We start from the raw sequence: 14,856 nt of genomic DNA, 5'->3' as shown, positions 1-14,856 counted from the left end.
CGGGCGGATGAGCGCACCCGCACCGCACACCGACGAGCCGGCCGCCCCACTGATCGACGCCGCGTTGGCACGGCACCTGGTCGCCGAGCAGTTCCCGTGCTGGGCCGACCTGCCCGTACGCCCCGTCGAGGTCGGCGGCTGGGACAACCGCACCTTCCGCCTGGGCGACGAGATGACCGTGCGGCTGCCCAGCGACGAGGGGTATGTAGCTCAGGTCGCCAAGGAACAGCGATGGCTGCCGATGCTCCGCGCAGCCCTCCCGTTGGAGATCCCCGTGCCGCTGGCCCAGGGCCGGCCGGGAGCGGGCTACCCGTACCCCTGGTCGGTGTACCGCTGGATCGACGGGCACACCGCGCGCCCCGAGCGGATCGACGACCTGACCCGGTTCGCGACGGACCTCGCCGCCTTCCTGCGGGCCCTGCGCGCCGTCGACGCCGCCGACGGCCCCGCGGCCGGCCCGCACAGCTTCTGGCGGGGAGGACCGCTGTCCACCTACGACGCCGAGACCCGGGCGGCGATCGAGACACACCGCGACCGGCTCGACGTCGACCCGGTCACCGCCATCTGGCAGGACGCGCTCGATGCCACCTGGTCGGGCCCGCCGGTGTGGTTCCACGGCGACGTCGCGTACGCCAATCTGCTGGTCCGCGACGGCCGGCTCGCCGCCGTCATCGACTTCGGCTGCTGCGGCGTCGGCGATCCCGCCTGCGACACGGTGATCGCCTGGACCCTGCTGCACGGCGACAGCCGGGCCGCCTTCCGCAACGCGCTCGACGTCGACGCGGGCACCTGGGCGCGCGGGCGCGGCTGGGCCCTGTGGAAGGCGTTGATCACCCTGGACGGTCCCGACCCCGCCGGTTCCCGCCGCGTGATCGACGAACTGCTCGCCGAGCGCCCCTGAGCGTCAGCGGCCGGCCGCCGCCGGGGTGGCGTGTTCGGCGTGGCAGCGCGGGCAGCGCAGCCGCGACGCGACGGTCCGGGGCACCCGCAGCCGTTGACCGCAGGCGCAGGCGAACACCGGCTGGGCCGACCGCAGGTACTCCTCGCGCGTCCGCCGGGGCCAGCTCCCGTGGCAGCGGTGGCAACGCTTCGGCGGGTAGCTGTGGTAGTGGGCCAGCCCGAACGCGCCCAGGAGCATGACGGTGGCGACGACCGGCAGTCCCAGCAGGACCACCAGGGCCGGCATCACCGCGCCGGACACCACCGCGCCGACCACCGTCAACAGCAGCACCGGCACGCCGAGCAGCAGACCGGCGAAGCCCCAGGTGAAGGTGAGCAGGGACGGCACGAAGAGCGGCCACACCCCGCCGGGCGTCCAGCGGGCCACCCCGTACCCGCCGCAGCGCGGGCAGTTCGGCGAGGCGGCGTGCGGCACCGACCCCAGCGCCTTCGGCGCGAGCCACTCGACGACCCTCTTGAGGATCTCCTCGACGATTTTGCTGGCCAGTTGCTGCAGGAACGATGTGAGCACGCTGCCACCTCCCGACCGCCGCGTCCCACCGTCATCGTGACCGGCCGCCGCCACCGGCCCCGGCCCAGCGCGCCGACGCCGCCGCCAACGACGCCTTTCCGACACGCCATCGTTCGTCCTGCGTTCGCCGCACGGCCGTCCGGGCGTCGACGGCGGCGGCTAGCGTCGTCCGTCGTCACCGGGACGTTCCGCCCACCAGCGCCAGGAGGCCCGTCGCGCATGACGTCGTCATCCACCCGTCGCACCAGCGCCGAGGTCGTCGCCGTACACCGGATCGGCGACAGCGCGCCGCACAGCGCGTTCACCGACCTCGTCCGGCATGCCGGTACGTGGTTCTGCGCGTTCCGCGAGGCCGACGGCCACCTCTCCGACGACGGCGTGATCCGGGTGTTGACCTCTACGGACGCGCGGGCGTGGAGGTCCGCTTCCGTCATCCGGGCGGCCGGCGACCTGCGCGACCCACGGTTCGTGGCACGCCCCGACGGGCGGCTGCAACTGCTGGCCGCGGCCCGGACCGGGACGTTCACCACACTGTCCTGGATGTCCGACGACGGCCACGCCTGGGGTGAGGCCACGCCGGTCGGTGAGCCGGACGTGTGGGTGTGGCAGGCCGCCTGGCACGACGACGCCATGTACGGCGTGGGTTACGCCACCCGGGGGCCGAGGTTCGCCCGGCTCTACCGCAGCGTCGACGGGCTCGACCTGCGGCCGTGGGTGCCGACGCTGTTCGAGGGTGGCTACCCCAACGAGTCCGGGTTGGCCTTCGCCCCGGACGGCACCGCGCACTGTCTGCTACGCCGCGACGGCGACGACGCCACCGCGCGGCTCGGTCGGGCGCACCCGCCGTACCGCGAGTGGACCTGGACCGACCTTGGCGTCCGGGTCGGCGGCCCTTCGTTGCGGCGGCTGCCCGACGGGCGGCTGATCGCCGGCGTACGCCTGCTCGACGGCGACGTCCGCACCGCGATCTGCGCCGTCGACGAGGAGCGCGGTGAGCTGACCGAGCTGGTCGCGTTGCCCTCCGGCGGCGACACCAGCTACCCCGGTCTGGTGTGGCACGACGACCGGCTGTGGGTCAGCTACTACTCCTCGCACGAGGAGCGAACCTGCGTGTACCTGGCCGAGGTGAGCCTGGCCGAGGAGGCGGTGGTCGGCTAGCGTGCCGGCATGCCATCGACGCCGAGCGAATCGACGGACCCGTACTGCCTGCGTCCCGGCGAGGCCGCCGAACTGCTGCACGACCACCCGTGGCGACGGTTCGTGGCACTCGGCGACAGCGTCGTGGAGGGCATGTGCGAGCCGACACCGGGCTACCCGGACGTGCAGTGGGTCGACCGCCTCGCCGCCGAGCTGAGGGCCGTACGCCCCGAGCTGGCGTACGTGAATCTGGGCCGGCGCGGTCTGCGCGCACACCAGGTACGGGCCACCCAGCTCGCTCCCGCGCTCGTCGCCGAACCGGACCTGGCGCTGCTGGTCTGCGGCGGCAACGACGCCTTCCATCCGGCGTACGACGCGGACGCGGTCGACGTCGAGCTGACCGCGATGATCGAGGCGTTGCGGGACGTGGGCGCGGACGTGATCACGATTGGCATGTTCGACGTGTCGCACAGCCCGGCCGTCCCCGAGCACATGTGGGCCGGCCTAGGCGAGCGGATGCGCCGCCTCTCCGCCCACACGGGACGGTTGGCCGAACACCTCGGAACAATCCACGTACACCTCACCGACCATCCGCTCACGGCCGACGCGACCCTCTACAGCACCGATGGCCGCCACGGCAGCGGCCGCAGCGACGCGATAGCGACGGCCGAAACCCTCCGTGCCCTGTCCCGCCACCTCCGAGGCTCACCCCGACCTCGTTGATCATGAAGTTATCGCCGCCGTCATCGGCGTGTCGAGGCAACAACTTCATGATCGACGCAGAAAGGACCGGGTTAGTTGTACAGGAGGATTCCGGTTAGGAGGACTCCGTGGGCCAGGTTGAGGATGCCGTCGCCACCGGGGTAGCCGACCCGCGCCAGGCCGCCGGAGGCCGTTCGGCCGAACAGGTACGGGGCCAGGCTGTACGGGACGTCGGCCGTGACCGTCTCGCCGGTCTCGATCTGCACGAAGTCCATCGGCACCCGGTCGGCCGGCAGGTACTGCTGCAGGATCGCCCCGCCCCGGTCGACGGCCGCCCGCAGACCCTCGACCCAGTCCGACGGGCTCAGCTCGGGGCCGATCAGCACACCGTGCCCAGCCGAGCCGTCCGCCGGCTTCGCCACCAGCGAGGCCTGCTCGGCGATCGCCCGGTCGAGCACCGCGACGGTCAACGGCACCGTGTACGGCACGTGCCGGCGGATCAGCGTCCGGTCGTCGGCGGGCAGGGTGTCGACGTCCTCCCACAGCCAGGCGAAGGTGGTCTTGTTGCCGAGCAGCCAGGCCGCCGACGACACGTACATCGGCAGGGTGCCGGCGGCGAGGGCGCCGGCCACCGCGTCCAGACCGGCGGTCGGGGTGACCCGGTTGGGCACGAACAGCCGGAACAGCGCGTCGACCGGCGCGCCGTCCACGACCAGGCGGTCGTCGGCGTCCAGGGTGGCGCTGGACAGGGGCGCGATGACCAGGTCGAGGCCGAAGTCCCGGGCCCGGACGGCGAGCGGGCTGAGGATCCGGATGAACGTCTCCGGATCGTCCAGGCCCGGGTAGTCGGCGTCGAAGTCCATCAACAGGGCCAGCCGGGCGCCCTCGGGCAGGTCGAGTTCGTCGCGGATCGCCACGAACCGCTGGTCCAGCAGGGACGGCGCGGCCCGGAGCGGCAGGCCGTCGAGGAGCCCGTGCTCGGTGTAGAGCTGCGCGAACCGTTGGATGACGGTGTCTGCGTCGAACCCTCCCCCGAGGCTGCTGTCGATGTTGTACTCCACGAACTTCGGCACGCCGTCGGTGAAGATCACATCCGGCCGGTACGCGGCCAGCAGCGCCTCGGTCAGCGGCTCCGACTCGTCCAGCAGGCGGGTCTCCCCCGCCGGAACGCCGAGCAACCGGCGCAGCTCGCCGGCGGTGTCCACCCGGCGGCGGCAGGCTTCCAGGATCAGTTGGGCCAGCCGGTCGCAGACGTCGTTCAGCTCCCGCCAGGTGTCGGCGGCCAGCACCGGGGGGCGGGCCAGCCGCCACTGCTTGTTGTAGGTGGCCCGGCCGTGAAAGACGCGCTCCCAGGCGGCTGCGCCGGTGGCCACCATGGCCCGGCGGGCCGGCTCGGGCAGGTCCGTCCACGCTCCGTCAGCCGACGGCCAGGGATAGTTCGGGTCGATCATGAGCCGTCCTTCATGGTCAGGTGGATGGCGGTGGCGAGCTGCTCCCGACCGGGCTGCACGGCCCGGTCCAGGGCGGGGGCGAACGGCAGCACCGCGCCGTCGGGTCGGGTCACCCGGCGCGGTGGGGCGAGCAGCCGTACCCGCTCGACGACCGAGGCGATGACCTCGGCGGCGAAGCCGCAGGAGCGGTTGGCGTCGTCGATGACGACGAGGCGGCCGGTACGCGTCACCGACTCACAGACGCCGTCGATGTCGAACGGATAGAGGGTGCGCGGGTCGAAGACCTCCACCGACACCTCGTCGGCCAGCTCGTCGGCGACGGCGAGCGCGTCGTGCACGAGGTGCCCGACCGCGACCACGGTGACGTCGTCGCCGGGTCGGTGCACCCGGCCCCGCCCCAGCGGCACCGGTTCCAGCTCGGCGACATCGTCCCGGACGTCCATCGCGCCGGCCGGCGCGAACACGACCACCGGGTCGTCGTGCCGGATCGCGGTGACCAACAGGCCGTACGCGTCGGCCGGGGTGGACGGTACGACGGTGACCACGCCGACGTGGGCGAAGAGGCTGTACGGGTGGTCGGAGTGCTGCCCGGCCCAGCCGGTGCGCGACCCGGAACCGGGCACCAGGTAGGTGACCGGCACCGCGCACTGCCCGCCGGTCATCAGCGGGAACTTGTGCGCGTGGTTGACGATCTGCTCGAAGACGAGGAACAGCAGCGACGGGATCTGGAACTCGATCACCGGCCGGAGCCCGGCCAGCGCCGCCCCGGTGGCGAAGCTGGTGAACGCCTGCTCGGACAGCGGTGTGTCGCGGACCCGGTCGGTCCCGAACCGCTTGGCGAGCCCGGTCGTCACCAGCGACGCGCCGACCTGGACGTCCTCGCCGAGCAGGAACACCGTCTCGTCGCGGGCCAGCTCGTCGGCGAGGGCCCGGGTCAACGCCCGCCGGTACGACAGTCGGGGCACCTCAACCACCTCCGGTGCGGACGGTCAGGCCGCTGGCGTACAGGTACGCGAGCGCGTCGGCCGGCTCGGGGTGCGCGCTGGCCAGGGCGAACCGCACCGCCTCGTCGAGGGTCGCCTCGACCTCGGCGTCCACGGCTGCCCGGTCGCCGTCGGTGAGCCGGGCGCCCTGGATGTCCACCGGGTCCCGGGACCGACCCCGGGTCACCTCGTCGGGCGGCCGGTAGTCGAGGCGTACCGCGTGTTCGAAGGTGTGGTGGACGTCGAAGCGGTAGGTACGGGCCTCGATCAGCTCCGGGCCGCCGCCGGCGCGCATCCGCGCGACGGCGGCGGACGCGGCGGCGCGTACCGTCTCGGGGTCCTGGCCGTCGACCTGGACGGCCGGGATGCCGAAGGCGGCGGCGCGGCCGGCGATGCTGCCGGCGACCGCGCCGCCGACCGGCATGGTGGTGGCGTAGCCGTTGTTCTCGCAGACGAACAGCACGGGCACCCGCCAGAGCGCGGCCAGGTTGAACGCCTCCAGCAGCATCCCCTCGTTGACCGCGCCGTCGCCGAAGAAGCTCACGCCGACGGTGTCCCGGCCCTGCCGTCGGCAGGCCCAGACCGCGCCGGTGATGATCGCCCCGGACGCGCCGACGATCGCGTTCGCGCCGAGCACGCCGATGCGCAGGTCGGCGGCGTGCATCGAGCCGCCCCGGCCGGCGTTGAGGCCGGTGACCCGGCCGCACAGCTCGGCGAGCATCCGCGCCGGGTCCGCGCCCCGGGCCAGCACGTGCCCGTGCCCGCGGTGGGTGCCGGCGAGCACGTCGTCGACGCCCAGCGCGGCGCAGACGCCGGCGGCGATCCCCTCCTGACCGAGGTACGGGTGGATGCCGCCAGCGATCTGCCCGCCGTGGACCAGCTCCACCGCCCGCTCCTCGAACCGGCGGATCAGCCGGACCGTGCGGTAGAGCCGGACCGGATCGGCGTCGCTCACGCCGGGCCCTTGATGGCGGCGAGGATGTCGTCCCAGAGCCGGGCGCGGGCGGCGAGGGCGGTGTTGACCGTGTCGGCGCACTCCTGCCACCTGGCGTCGTCGTCGCCGCACAGGTCGGCGAGCATCTGCATGGCCATCGGCGTGTGCTGCTCGCCGTCGACCTCGATGTGCCGTTCCAGGTAGTCGACGAACGTGTGCAGCCGGTTGCTGCGTTCGTTGACGGTGACGACCTGGGTGAACATGTCGGGGATCAGGTCCTCGCGGCCGAACGCGAACGCCGCCGCCTGGCAGTGCACCGGGGTCGACTCGATGATCTGCCAGGTGGTCGCGGCGAACCGGGCGGACGCCGCCGGCGCCCCCGCCTCGGCGAGCGCGTCGGTCACCGGCCGGCCCGCGCGCAGCAGGTCGACGAGGGCGTTCACGGCGGTGGTGTCCGCGCCGGCCTCGGCCATGCCCCGCACGTACAGCTCGAAGTGGCTGAGGTAGCCCTCGCCCAGTTCGTCGCTCTCCTCGACCATGACGATGTCGTTGATGAGCCGGCGACTGCCGGTCGGGCCGGTGGGGATCCACGGCACGCTCACACAGGTCAACTGCCGCTGCAACGACTTCAACAGGGACATGAAGTCCCAGACCGCGAAGACGTGGTGCTCCATGAAGGTGACCAGCGCCTGGTGGGTGTCCAGGTTGGCGTAGAGCGGGTGCTTGACCACGGCGTCGCGGCGCTCGGTCACCGCCGCCTCCAGCCGCTCGATGCCCGGGTGCGTCCTACCCCAGTCGTACCGTGACATTGTCAACCTCCCTGCTGGGCGCGGTCGCGCCAGATGACCGGGCAGTAGTCGGGGTCCGCGTAGTCCGGCCGCCCCTCGTGGGTGCGGCGGACCAGCACGTCGTGGTTGTACGCGGCGAGCGTGCCGTCCGAGAGGGGATACTCCCGCCAGGCGTTGTCGCCGTCCTGCAGGTGCAGCGAGATCGCCTGTCGGGGACGACCGCTGACGTTGGGGCCGCTGCCGTGGTAGGTGCGGCAGTGGTGGAAGCTCACGTGTCCCCTCGGGATCACCATGGGGATCTTGCGGATCTCCGCGCCGTTGTGCGCGGCGTTCTCGGCCAGCATCTCCTCGAGCTGGCTCCGGTCCCGGTCGGCGAAGTGCCGCACCACGGTGTCGTCGACGCCGATCTCCTTCCACAGGTGCGAGCCGTCGACCATCGTGATGGTGCCCATCTCCTCCCCGCAGTCGTGCAGGGGGATGAACGCGGTGAGCATCTTCTCCGACAACGAGGACGCCCAGTAGTGCTTGTCGAAGTGCCAGGGCACGATGTTGCTGGGCTCGCCCTCGATCGGTGGTTTGAGGATCAGGGTGGACTGGAAGACACGGATCTCGTCGGCCTGGGCCAGGCGGGCGGCCACCGCGCCGAGCAGCGGCTTGCGCAGGATCGCGCCGAGCCCGTCGTGTTCGTGGTGGACGTAGTCGTTGTGCCGCTGTACCGGCCCGTTCGACGGCTCCCAGTAGGCGAGCTTCGGTGGGCGTACCGGCAGCCGGCGATCCCGCTCGCCGTCGTAGTAGCGCCGCGCGGCGGCGGCGAGCGCCTCCACCTCGTCATCGGTGAAGATCTTCTTGGACAGGTACCAGCCGTGCTCGGCGTAGTGCCGCACGTCCTCGTCGGAGGGCAGCAGCGCCTGCTCCGCGGCGGTCAGCGCGCTCACGCCCCCACCCCCTGCGCGGCCAGTTCCCGCTCCTTGGCCTCGTAGAGCGCCTTGATGTTGCCGCTGCCGAAGCCGCTCGCGCCCCGCCGCTCGATCAGCTCCAGGAACAGCGTGCGGCGCACGTGCATCGACTCGGCGAAGATCTGCAACAACTGTCCATCGTGGTCGGAGTCGACCAGGACCCCCAGCTCACGCAGACGGTCCAGCGGAGCGTCCACCCGACCCACTCGTGCCTGGAGGGTGTCGTAGTAGGCGCCGGGGGTGCCGGCGAAGCGAACCCCCCGCCGTCCGAGGGACTCCACGGCCGCCACGATGTCGTCGGTGCGCAGCCCCAGGTGCTGCACGCCCCCACCGGCATGCTGGTCGAGGAAGGCGTCGATCTGCCCAGGCCGGCGGGTACGGTCCGGCTCCAGCAGGACCACGGTGACGCGGCCCGACGGGCTCTGCACCACCTTCGAGTTCATCCCCTGGCCGGCGACCTCGACGTGCTCCTCGAAGATCTGCGCGAAGCCGAACAGCTCCTCGAAGTGCCGGACCGTCCCGTCGAGTTCCCCGGGCGGCACGCACACCGCCAGGTGGTCGACCTCGGCGAGGACCGCCTCGGCGTCGTCCGGCCCCGGCGGCGTCGGCGTGATCACCCCGGGCAGGAACTCGCTTCGACTCCCCCGACGCTGCACCAGGCGGTGCCGCACGTCGGCGAAGCCCTGCACCTCGGCGGTCACCACCTCGGCGTCCGCGCCGGTGCGGGTGGTCGGTGGCGTCACGCCCGTCGCACCCCGGGCCAGCAGCTCGGCGTACGCGCCCACGACGTCGTCGACCTCGACGGCGACGACCGCGATGCCGTCACCGTGCCGGTGCACGTACCGGGCCGCCGGATGGTCGACGCTCAGCCCCGAGGTGAGCAGCAGTCGGATGTCGCCGTGGCAGAGCAGCAGCGAGCGCTGCCCGGTCAGCCCGGTCTCCGGGCCGCCCTGCCCGCAGAGCTGGAAACCGACGGCGGTGCTGAACCAGAACGCCGCCTGTCGGGCGTCGCCTACGTAGAGTTCGATGTGGTCGATACCACGGATGTCCATGTCGTCACGTGCCCTTCCCCATGCTTCGCCCGTGTTGCCGTCCGGACGCCCCCAGCCCGGGATGCGCGTCGCTCACCTCCTCGGCTCGGCGACCCGCGCGAGCACCAGGCTCACGTTCTGGCCGCCGAACCCGAACGAGTTGGTCAGCGCGTACTCCGCGTCGGACCGGCGGGGCGCCCCCCGGATGTGGTCACCCGGGCAGGCCGGGTCCAGGTCGTCGAGGTGGTACGTCGGCGGCAGCAACCCCCGACCGAGCGCCAGCGCGGTCGCCGCCGTCTCCAACACCCCGGACGCGCCGAGCAGGTGACCGGTGAGCGCCTTGGTGGAGCTGACCGGCACGCCACCGTCGCCGAACACGTCCGCGAGGGCCGTGGTCTCCGCGATGTCGCCGAGCTTCGTGCCGGTGCCGTGCGCGTTGACGTAGCCGACCGCCGCCGCCGGCACTCCCGAGCTGCGCAGCGCGCCCCGGATGCACGCCGCCGCGCCCGCGCCGTCCGGACGCGGGGCGGTCGGGTGGTACGCGTCGGTGGTCGCGCCGTAACCGGCCACCTCGGCGTACCCCCGGGCGCCGCGCGCGGCGGCGTGCTCGGCACGTTCGAGGACCAGCAGCGCCGCCCCCTCGGCCAGCACGAACCCGCTGCGGGAGGTGTCGAACGGCCGGCTCGCCCGGGTCGGGTCGCCGCCGGCGCGGGCCAGTGCCCGCGCGTTGCCGAACGTGTCGGTGAAGGTCGGGAAGAGCGGCGCCTCACTGGCCCCGCAGACCACCACGTCGGCCTCCCCGCACCGGATCAGCCGGACCGCGTCGGCGACCGCCTGGGCCCCCGAGGCGCAGGCCGTGCCGACCGACGAGCTGTAACCCCGGATGCCGTACGCGATGGCGATCCGCGCCGCCGGCATGTTCGGCAGGATGCCGGTGAGCAGGTACGGGCTGACCGCCGACCGTCCCCGCGCCGCGCGGGCCAGCACCTGCGACTCCAGGGTGGCCAGCCCGCCGACACCGCCGACGATCACGCCGATCCGGGAGGGGTCGACGTCGCGGCCCACCTCGATGCCGGCGTCCGCGAGCGCGTCGGCGGCGGTGAGCAGCGCCAGGACCACGGTCCGGTCCAACACCCGGCTCTCCGGGCCGGGCAGGACGCTACGCGGGTCGATGTCGGGCAGCAGACCGGCGACGTCCAGCGAGCCCGACGCCGGATGGCCCTCGGGTGGGCGTGTCAGCCCGGACCGCCCGGTCGTCAACGCCTCGAAGGTCTCCTCGACGCCCCGCCCGACCGGAGAGAACAGGCCCATCCCGGTGATCAGCGCGCTCACGCCGGCGCTCCGCTTCGCTCCGCGCCGGCTTGAGACTCCGAGCGGCTGAGCTGCTTGGTTCGCTCGCTCCGCTCGCTCACGCCGGTGCTCCGACCCGCCCGCTCACGACGCGGCCTCGGTGAGGTAACGCTCCCGCAGGGCCACCTTGCGGACCTTGCCGGTCACGGTCACCGGAATGTCGTCGGAGCGTACCGGCACGACCCGGCGCAGCGTGGCGCCGACGTCCGCGCCGAGGGCGGCGCGCACCCGTTCGGTGCGGTCCTCGGCCTCGTCGGCGCCGGCGGCCAACTCCAGCAGCACGTCGGTCACCACCCGCCCGCCCTCGGCGACGATCACCACCGTGCAGTCGGTGACGTCCGGGCAGGTGGCGAGGATCCGCTCCTCCGACAGCGCGGTGAAGAACCGCCGCCCGTCCCCGGCGTCGACCGAGTCGACCGCGCGGTCCAGGTGGTAGTACCGGCCCTCGGCGTCGGCGCGGACCAGGTCGCCCGTGAGGTACCAGCCACGCTGGCGGAACCGGTAGGTGGTGGCCGAGTCGTTCCAGTAGCCCCGGAACAGCGACGGCGAGTCGACACCCAGGAAACCCACCTCGCCGACCGGCACCGGCTCGCCGTCGGTATCCAGCACCGCGACCCTGGTGAACTGGTACGGCCGGCCGATGCAGCGGCCGTACCGGTCGGTGTCGGCGCGGTGGGTGATGTGGAACATCGAGTGCCCCATCTCGCTGGAGCCCAGCCCGTCGATGAACAGCGAGCCGGGCACCCGCGCCACCCCGTCGCGGGTCACGGTGTCGTGCCAACCGACTGCGACGAGGCGGCGGATGTGCGGCTCGTGCGAGCAGTCGCCGGTGTTGAACCACAGCCGCACCGAGTCCAGGTCGTACCCGGACAGGTCGAACCGGGCCAGCTCGGCCCAGGTGACCGAGAAACCGAACACCCCGTCGGGACGCCAGCGTTGGATCGCGTCGAGGACCCGCTCGCCGCCCTGCTCGGAGAGCAGGAACATCTGGGCGCGGTTACCCAACGCCTGGTTGACCATCAGCACAGTCGCGGTGTGCGGTGCGGGAAGGGCGTTGAGGATCCGGCTGGTGCCCTGCGCCTGCGGCATGCTCAGCAGGTGCCGGGTGGCCGCGAAGAGGCTGGCGTGGGAGTGCAGCACCGCCTTGGGCACCCCGGTCGTCCCGGAGGTGTGGGTGATCACGATCGGGTCGTCCGGGTGGTGCCGGTAGTGCGGCGGGGCCTTCGCCGGGTCGCCGGTGCCGGCCCGCGCGGGCGTGCCGAGCACCGGTACGCCCAGCTCGTGCCCGGCCAGCAGCGCGGTGTGCGCGTCGTCGGCGAGCACCCCGACACCACGCAGCCGACGGATGTACTCGGCGGCGATCTCCGGGCGGAGCTTGCCGTTCATCAGCGCCGGGATCGCGCCGAGCCGGGCCAGCGCCAGGAAGCTGAGCACCATATCGGCGGCGGCGGTGGCCCAGACGGCAACCGGGTCGCGGGGGCGTACCCCCTGCTCGTGCAGCCACGCGGCGCGGGCGGCGACCCGCTCGTCGAGCTGACCCAACGTGAGCGGCGTCTCGGCTGGATGCCCGTCGACGGCGGTGTCGAAGGTCAGCGCCGGCCCGTCCGGGTCGGCGCCGTGCGCCAGCACGCGGGCCAGCATGTTGCCCGCGCCCAGCTCGGTGTCGGCGGCCAACCGGCCGCGCAGTCCCGGTGTCCTCATGGTCGTGCTCCTCCCCCCAGCAGCACCGCGACCGCCTCGGTGGACAGGTCGGGCGTCTGTTCGATCAGGATCAGCAACACCTCGTCGGCGTCGCCGTCGTCGTGCAGTAGTGCCGCCTGCGCGGTGCCCTCGGCGTACGGGTCGCCGGTGGGGCTGAGGCAGACCACCGGACCGCGCAGTCCCCAACGGGCCGCGAGGTGCCCGGCGACGCTGTTGGGCACGGACTGGTAGAAGAACAGCGGCCCGATCCGTCCGCCGGCCTCGACCGTCACGCGGACGTGATCGGCGCTGGCCCGGTCACCGCTGGCGCTGACCAGCACGATCGCGGTGCGTACCCCCTCCGGCACCGGCTGGTCCCCGTACCGCCGCCGCAGGCACCGCTCGCCGACCGCCACGACCGTGGGCGCGAACGCCGAGTGCACGAACCCCGGCACCCCCGGCACGACCCCGTCCCCCGGCTCGGGCCAGCGCGCCCGCGCGAGCTCCCGCACTCCCACCTCCCGCGATCTTGCGGTTTCTGTTGTGGATTCGCGTTCTTCGCCGGATTCGTCGGCGCAGAAAGTGCACGATCGCGGGGAGGTGGGGGTGGTCATGGCGCGCCGACCAGGAGCGCGGTGTTGGCGCCGCCGAACGCGGAGTTGAGGGTCAGGGCGTGGGTCACCGGCGCACGGCGCGACGCCGCCGTGATGACGTTGACCGGACACGCCTCGTCGGGGCCCCGCCAGCCGGCGTTGACCGGCAACTCGCCGGCCCGCAGCGCCATCGCCGTGACCACCAGTTCGAGCAGCCCGGACGCCTCCAACGCGTGCCCGTGCAACCCCTTCGTGGAGCTGACCGGCACCTCGTTGGCGTACCCGTCGAGGGCCCGCCGCAGCGCCGCGGCCTCGGCGGCGTCGCTCTGGGCGGTGCCGGTGGCGTTGGCGTTGACGTACCCGATCGCCCGCGGCGGCAGCCCGGCCCGGCGCAGCGCGGCGCTGGCCGCGCGGGCCAGCCCGGCGCCGGTCGGGTCCGGCTGGCACGGGTGGTACGCGTCCCCGGCGCGTCCCCAGCCCGCGACGGTCGCCACCGGCTCCGCGCCCCGCCGCGCCTCGGCGCGGGACTCGACCACCACGGCGGCCACGCCGTCACCGAGCAGCAGCCCACGGCGGCCAGCGCTGAATGGGCGGACCGCGCCGTCGTCGGCGAGGGCGCGGCCGGCGTCGAAGAGCGCGAACTGGTCCGGCTCGACGAGATAACCGGCGGCCACCACCACCCGGTCCAGATCACCCCGGCTGATCAGGGTGGCGGCGTCGGCGACCGCCGTACTCGCCGACACGCACGCGCTGGTGTAGACCCGGGTGTGAGCGGACAGCCCACACCGGGCGGCGAGCTGGCCGGCGAGCGCGGACGGGACCGGCTCCACGCCGGGGGCCGGGCCGCCGTGCACGGCGAGCAGCAGCGCACACCCGGCACGCCGGGCGCGGTCCAGGCCGGCCGTCCGGCAGGCCGCGTCGATCGCGTCGGCCAGCTCGTCGGCGAGGGTGCCGACCTCCGGCAGGGTGGCCGCCACGGTGACCCGGCGTGTGCTCGTGTCGAAGCGACGGATCGGTCCGAAGGCCGGCGTGGCGGCGAGCTGCGCCTCGGCGCCCCGCCCGAGGGCGCTGACCGCGTGCACACCGGTGAGCTGGACGACGGGCGGCTCAGCCATCTGCGGGAGCGGCCAACGACGCCCGCAGGACCGCCAGGGCGTCGTCGACGGTACGGATGCCGGCCAGGTCGTCGTCGGTGAGGTCGAGCTGACGCTGGTAGCGCTGCTCGACGAGGTGTACGAGCCAGGCCAGCTCCATCGAGCCGACCCGGTCCGGGACCTCGTCGGCCGGTTTCGCGGTGAGTTCGGCGAGCATGGTCAGCAGGTCAGCTCGCCCCAGGTCGGGCTGACCGGTCATCAGGCGGCGTCGCGCTTCGCCTCGGCGACGCGGTCGGCGACCATCGTGGTGAACTCGCCGACCGTCATCAGCGCGAGCTTCTCCGACTCGTCGTCGGCGAACGTCAGGCCGAACTGGTCCTCGACGCGGACGGCCAGATCGGACAGGGCCAGCGATTCCAGGTCGACGCCGGACGGGCCGAGCGTGGTGGCGTCGTCGAGCCCCTCGACGTCGTAGTTCATGTCGACGAGCTGCTCGACGACGAAGGCGCGGACCTCGGCTCTCATGGATACCCTCTCTGCGTAAGCCAGGTGACGGTGTCCGATCGGGACACCGCGTTGGTCTGGGTCGGTGGGGACACCGGCGGTCGGCCGGATCCCGCCGTACGGTCGCCGCGCGCGGGTGTCGGCGCGGTAGTCGGCGCGGGTGTCGGCGCGCTTGACGGCGC

At 73.2% G+C, this 14,856-nt stretch carries 16 protein-coding genes; 3 read left to right on the top strand and 13 right to left on the bottom strand.

What is annotated here, in order from left to right:
- Positions 1–7 precede the first annotated feature (7 nt).
- Positions 8–901, top strand: a complete 894-nt coding sequence (locus AB0B55_RS04785; RefSeq protein WP_357170406.1) for an aminoglycoside phosphotransferase family protein — start codon at positions 8–10, stop codon at positions 899–901.
- A 3-nt stretch (positions 902–904) separates the two neighbouring features.
- Here the strand turns inward: AB0B55_RS04785 and AB0B55_RS04780 are convergent, their stop codons facing one another.
- Positions 905–1,471 (bottom strand): hypothetical protein, encoded by a 567-nt coding sequence (locus tag AB0B55_RS04780; protein ID WP_357170403.1) that lies wholly within the window; start codon positions 1,469–1,471, stop codon positions 905–907.
- 219 nt (positions 1,472–1,690) lie between these two features.
- Here AB0B55_RS04780 and AB0B55_RS04775 point away from each other — a divergent pair, with 219 nt between their 5' ends.
- On the top strand, positions 1,691–2,629 hold the full coding sequence (locus AB0B55_RS04775; protein ID WP_357170400.1) for an exo-alpha-sialidase: 939 nt from the start codon (positions 1,691–1,693) through the stop codon (positions 2,627–2,629).
- A 9-nt stretch (positions 2,630–2,638) separates the two neighbouring features.
- A complete protein-coding gene (locus AB0B55_RS04770) occupies positions 2,639–3,331 on the top strand; it encodes an SGNH/GDSL hydrolase family protein (protein WP_357170397.1) in 693 nt (230 codons plus the stop codon).
- Between the two features lie 71 nt (positions 3,332–3,402).
- Here the strand turns inward: AB0B55_RS04770 and AB0B55_RS04765 are convergent, their stop codons facing one another.
- The 12 genes from AB0B55_RS04765 to AB0B55_RS04710 form a co-directional block, all read right to left on the bottom strand.
- Positions 3,403–4,761 carry a hypothetical protein gene (locus tag AB0B55_RS04765; protein ID WP_357119057.1) on the bottom strand — a complete coding sequence of 453 codons (1,359 nt, stop codon included), beginning with the start codon at positions 4,759–4,761 and terminating at the stop codon, positions 3,403–3,405.
- Entirely contained in the window at positions 4,758–5,726 is a 969-nt protein-coding gene (locus AB0B55_RS04760; protein WP_357170394.1) for a transketolase C-terminal domain-containing protein, read from the bottom strand. Before AB0B55_RS04760 ends, AB0B55_RS04765 begins: the two co-directional genes overlap by 4 nt.
- 1 nt (position 5,727) lies before the next feature.
- Positions 5,728–6,699 (bottom strand): thiamine pyrophosphate-dependent dehydrogenase E1 component subunit alpha, encoded by a 972-nt coding sequence (locus AB0B55_RS04755; protein WP_357170391.1) that lies wholly within the window; start codon positions 6,697–6,699, stop codon positions 5,728–5,730.
- On the bottom strand, positions 6,696–7,487 hold the full coding sequence (locus AB0B55_RS04750; protein WP_357170389.1) for a DUF3050 domain-containing protein: 792 nt from the start codon (positions 7,485–7,487) through the stop codon (positions 6,696–6,698). The genes AB0B55_RS04755 and AB0B55_RS04750 overlap by 4 nt, the downstream gene beginning before the upstream one ends.
- Before the next feature lie 2 nt (positions 7,488–7,489).
- Positions 7,490–8,401 (bottom strand): phytanoyl-CoA dioxygenase family protein, encoded by a 912-nt coding sequence (locus AB0B55_RS04745; protein ID WP_357170386.1) that lies wholly within the window; start codon positions 8,399–8,401, stop codon positions 7,490–7,492.
- Positions 8,398–9,474, bottom strand: coding sequence for a 4-hydroxyphenylpyruvate dioxygenase (gene hppD / locus AB0B55_RS04740; protein WP_357170383.1), 1,077 nt, complete (start codon positions 9,472–9,474; stop codon positions 8,398–8,400). Before hppD ends, AB0B55_RS04745 begins: the two co-directional genes overlap by 4 nt.
- A 72-nt stretch (positions 9,475–9,546) precedes the next feature.
- A complete protein-coding gene (locus AB0B55_RS04735) occupies positions 9,547–10,785 on the bottom strand; it encodes a beta-ketoacyl-[acyl-carrier-protein] synthase family protein (RefSeq protein WP_357170380.1) in 1,239 nt (412 codons plus the stop codon).
- Between the two features lie 102 nt (positions 10,786–10,887).
- Positions 10,888–12,504 (bottom strand): class I adenylate-forming enzyme family protein, encoded by a 1,617-nt coding sequence (locus AB0B55_RS04730; protein ID WP_357170377.1) that lies wholly within the window; start codon positions 12,502–12,504, stop codon positions 10,888–10,890.
- On the bottom strand, positions 12,501–12,995 hold the full coding sequence (locus AB0B55_RS04725) for a beta-ketoacyl synthase chain length factor (RefSeq protein WP_357119081.1): 495 nt from the start codon (positions 12,993–12,995) through the stop codon (positions 12,501–12,503). The genes AB0B55_RS04730 and AB0B55_RS04725 overlap by 4 nt, the downstream gene beginning before the upstream one ends.
- Before the next feature lie 98 nt (positions 12,996–13,093).
- Positions 13,094–14,191 carry a beta-ketoacyl synthase N-terminal-like domain-containing protein gene (locus AB0B55_RS04720; RefSeq protein WP_357170374.1) on the bottom strand — a complete coding sequence of 366 codons (1,098 nt, stop codon included), beginning with the start codon at positions 14,189–14,191 and terminating at the stop codon, positions 13,094–13,096.
- A complete protein-coding gene (locus tag AB0B55_RS04715) occupies positions 14,184–14,429 on the bottom strand; it encodes an acyl carrier protein (protein WP_357119087.1) in 246 nt (81 codons plus the stop codon). Before AB0B55_RS04715 ends, AB0B55_RS04720 begins: the two co-directional genes overlap by 8 nt.
- Positions 14,429–14,695, bottom strand: coding sequence for an acyl carrier protein (locus AB0B55_RS04710; RefSeq protein ID WP_357170372.1), 267 nt, complete (start codon positions 14,693–14,695; stop codon positions 14,429–14,431). Before AB0B55_RS04710 ends, AB0B55_RS04715 begins: the two co-directional genes overlap by 1 nt.
- Positions 14,696–14,856: the final 161 nt, after the last annotated feature.

This window comes from Micromonospora sp. NPDC049107 (genome assembly GCF_040648595.1).
Classification (GTDB): Bacteria; Actinomycetota; Actinomycetes; order Mycobacteriales; family Micromonosporaceae; genus Micromonospora.
Note: the sequence above shows the minus strand (reverse complement) of the source record. Positions and strands in the feature narration are given on the sequence as shown.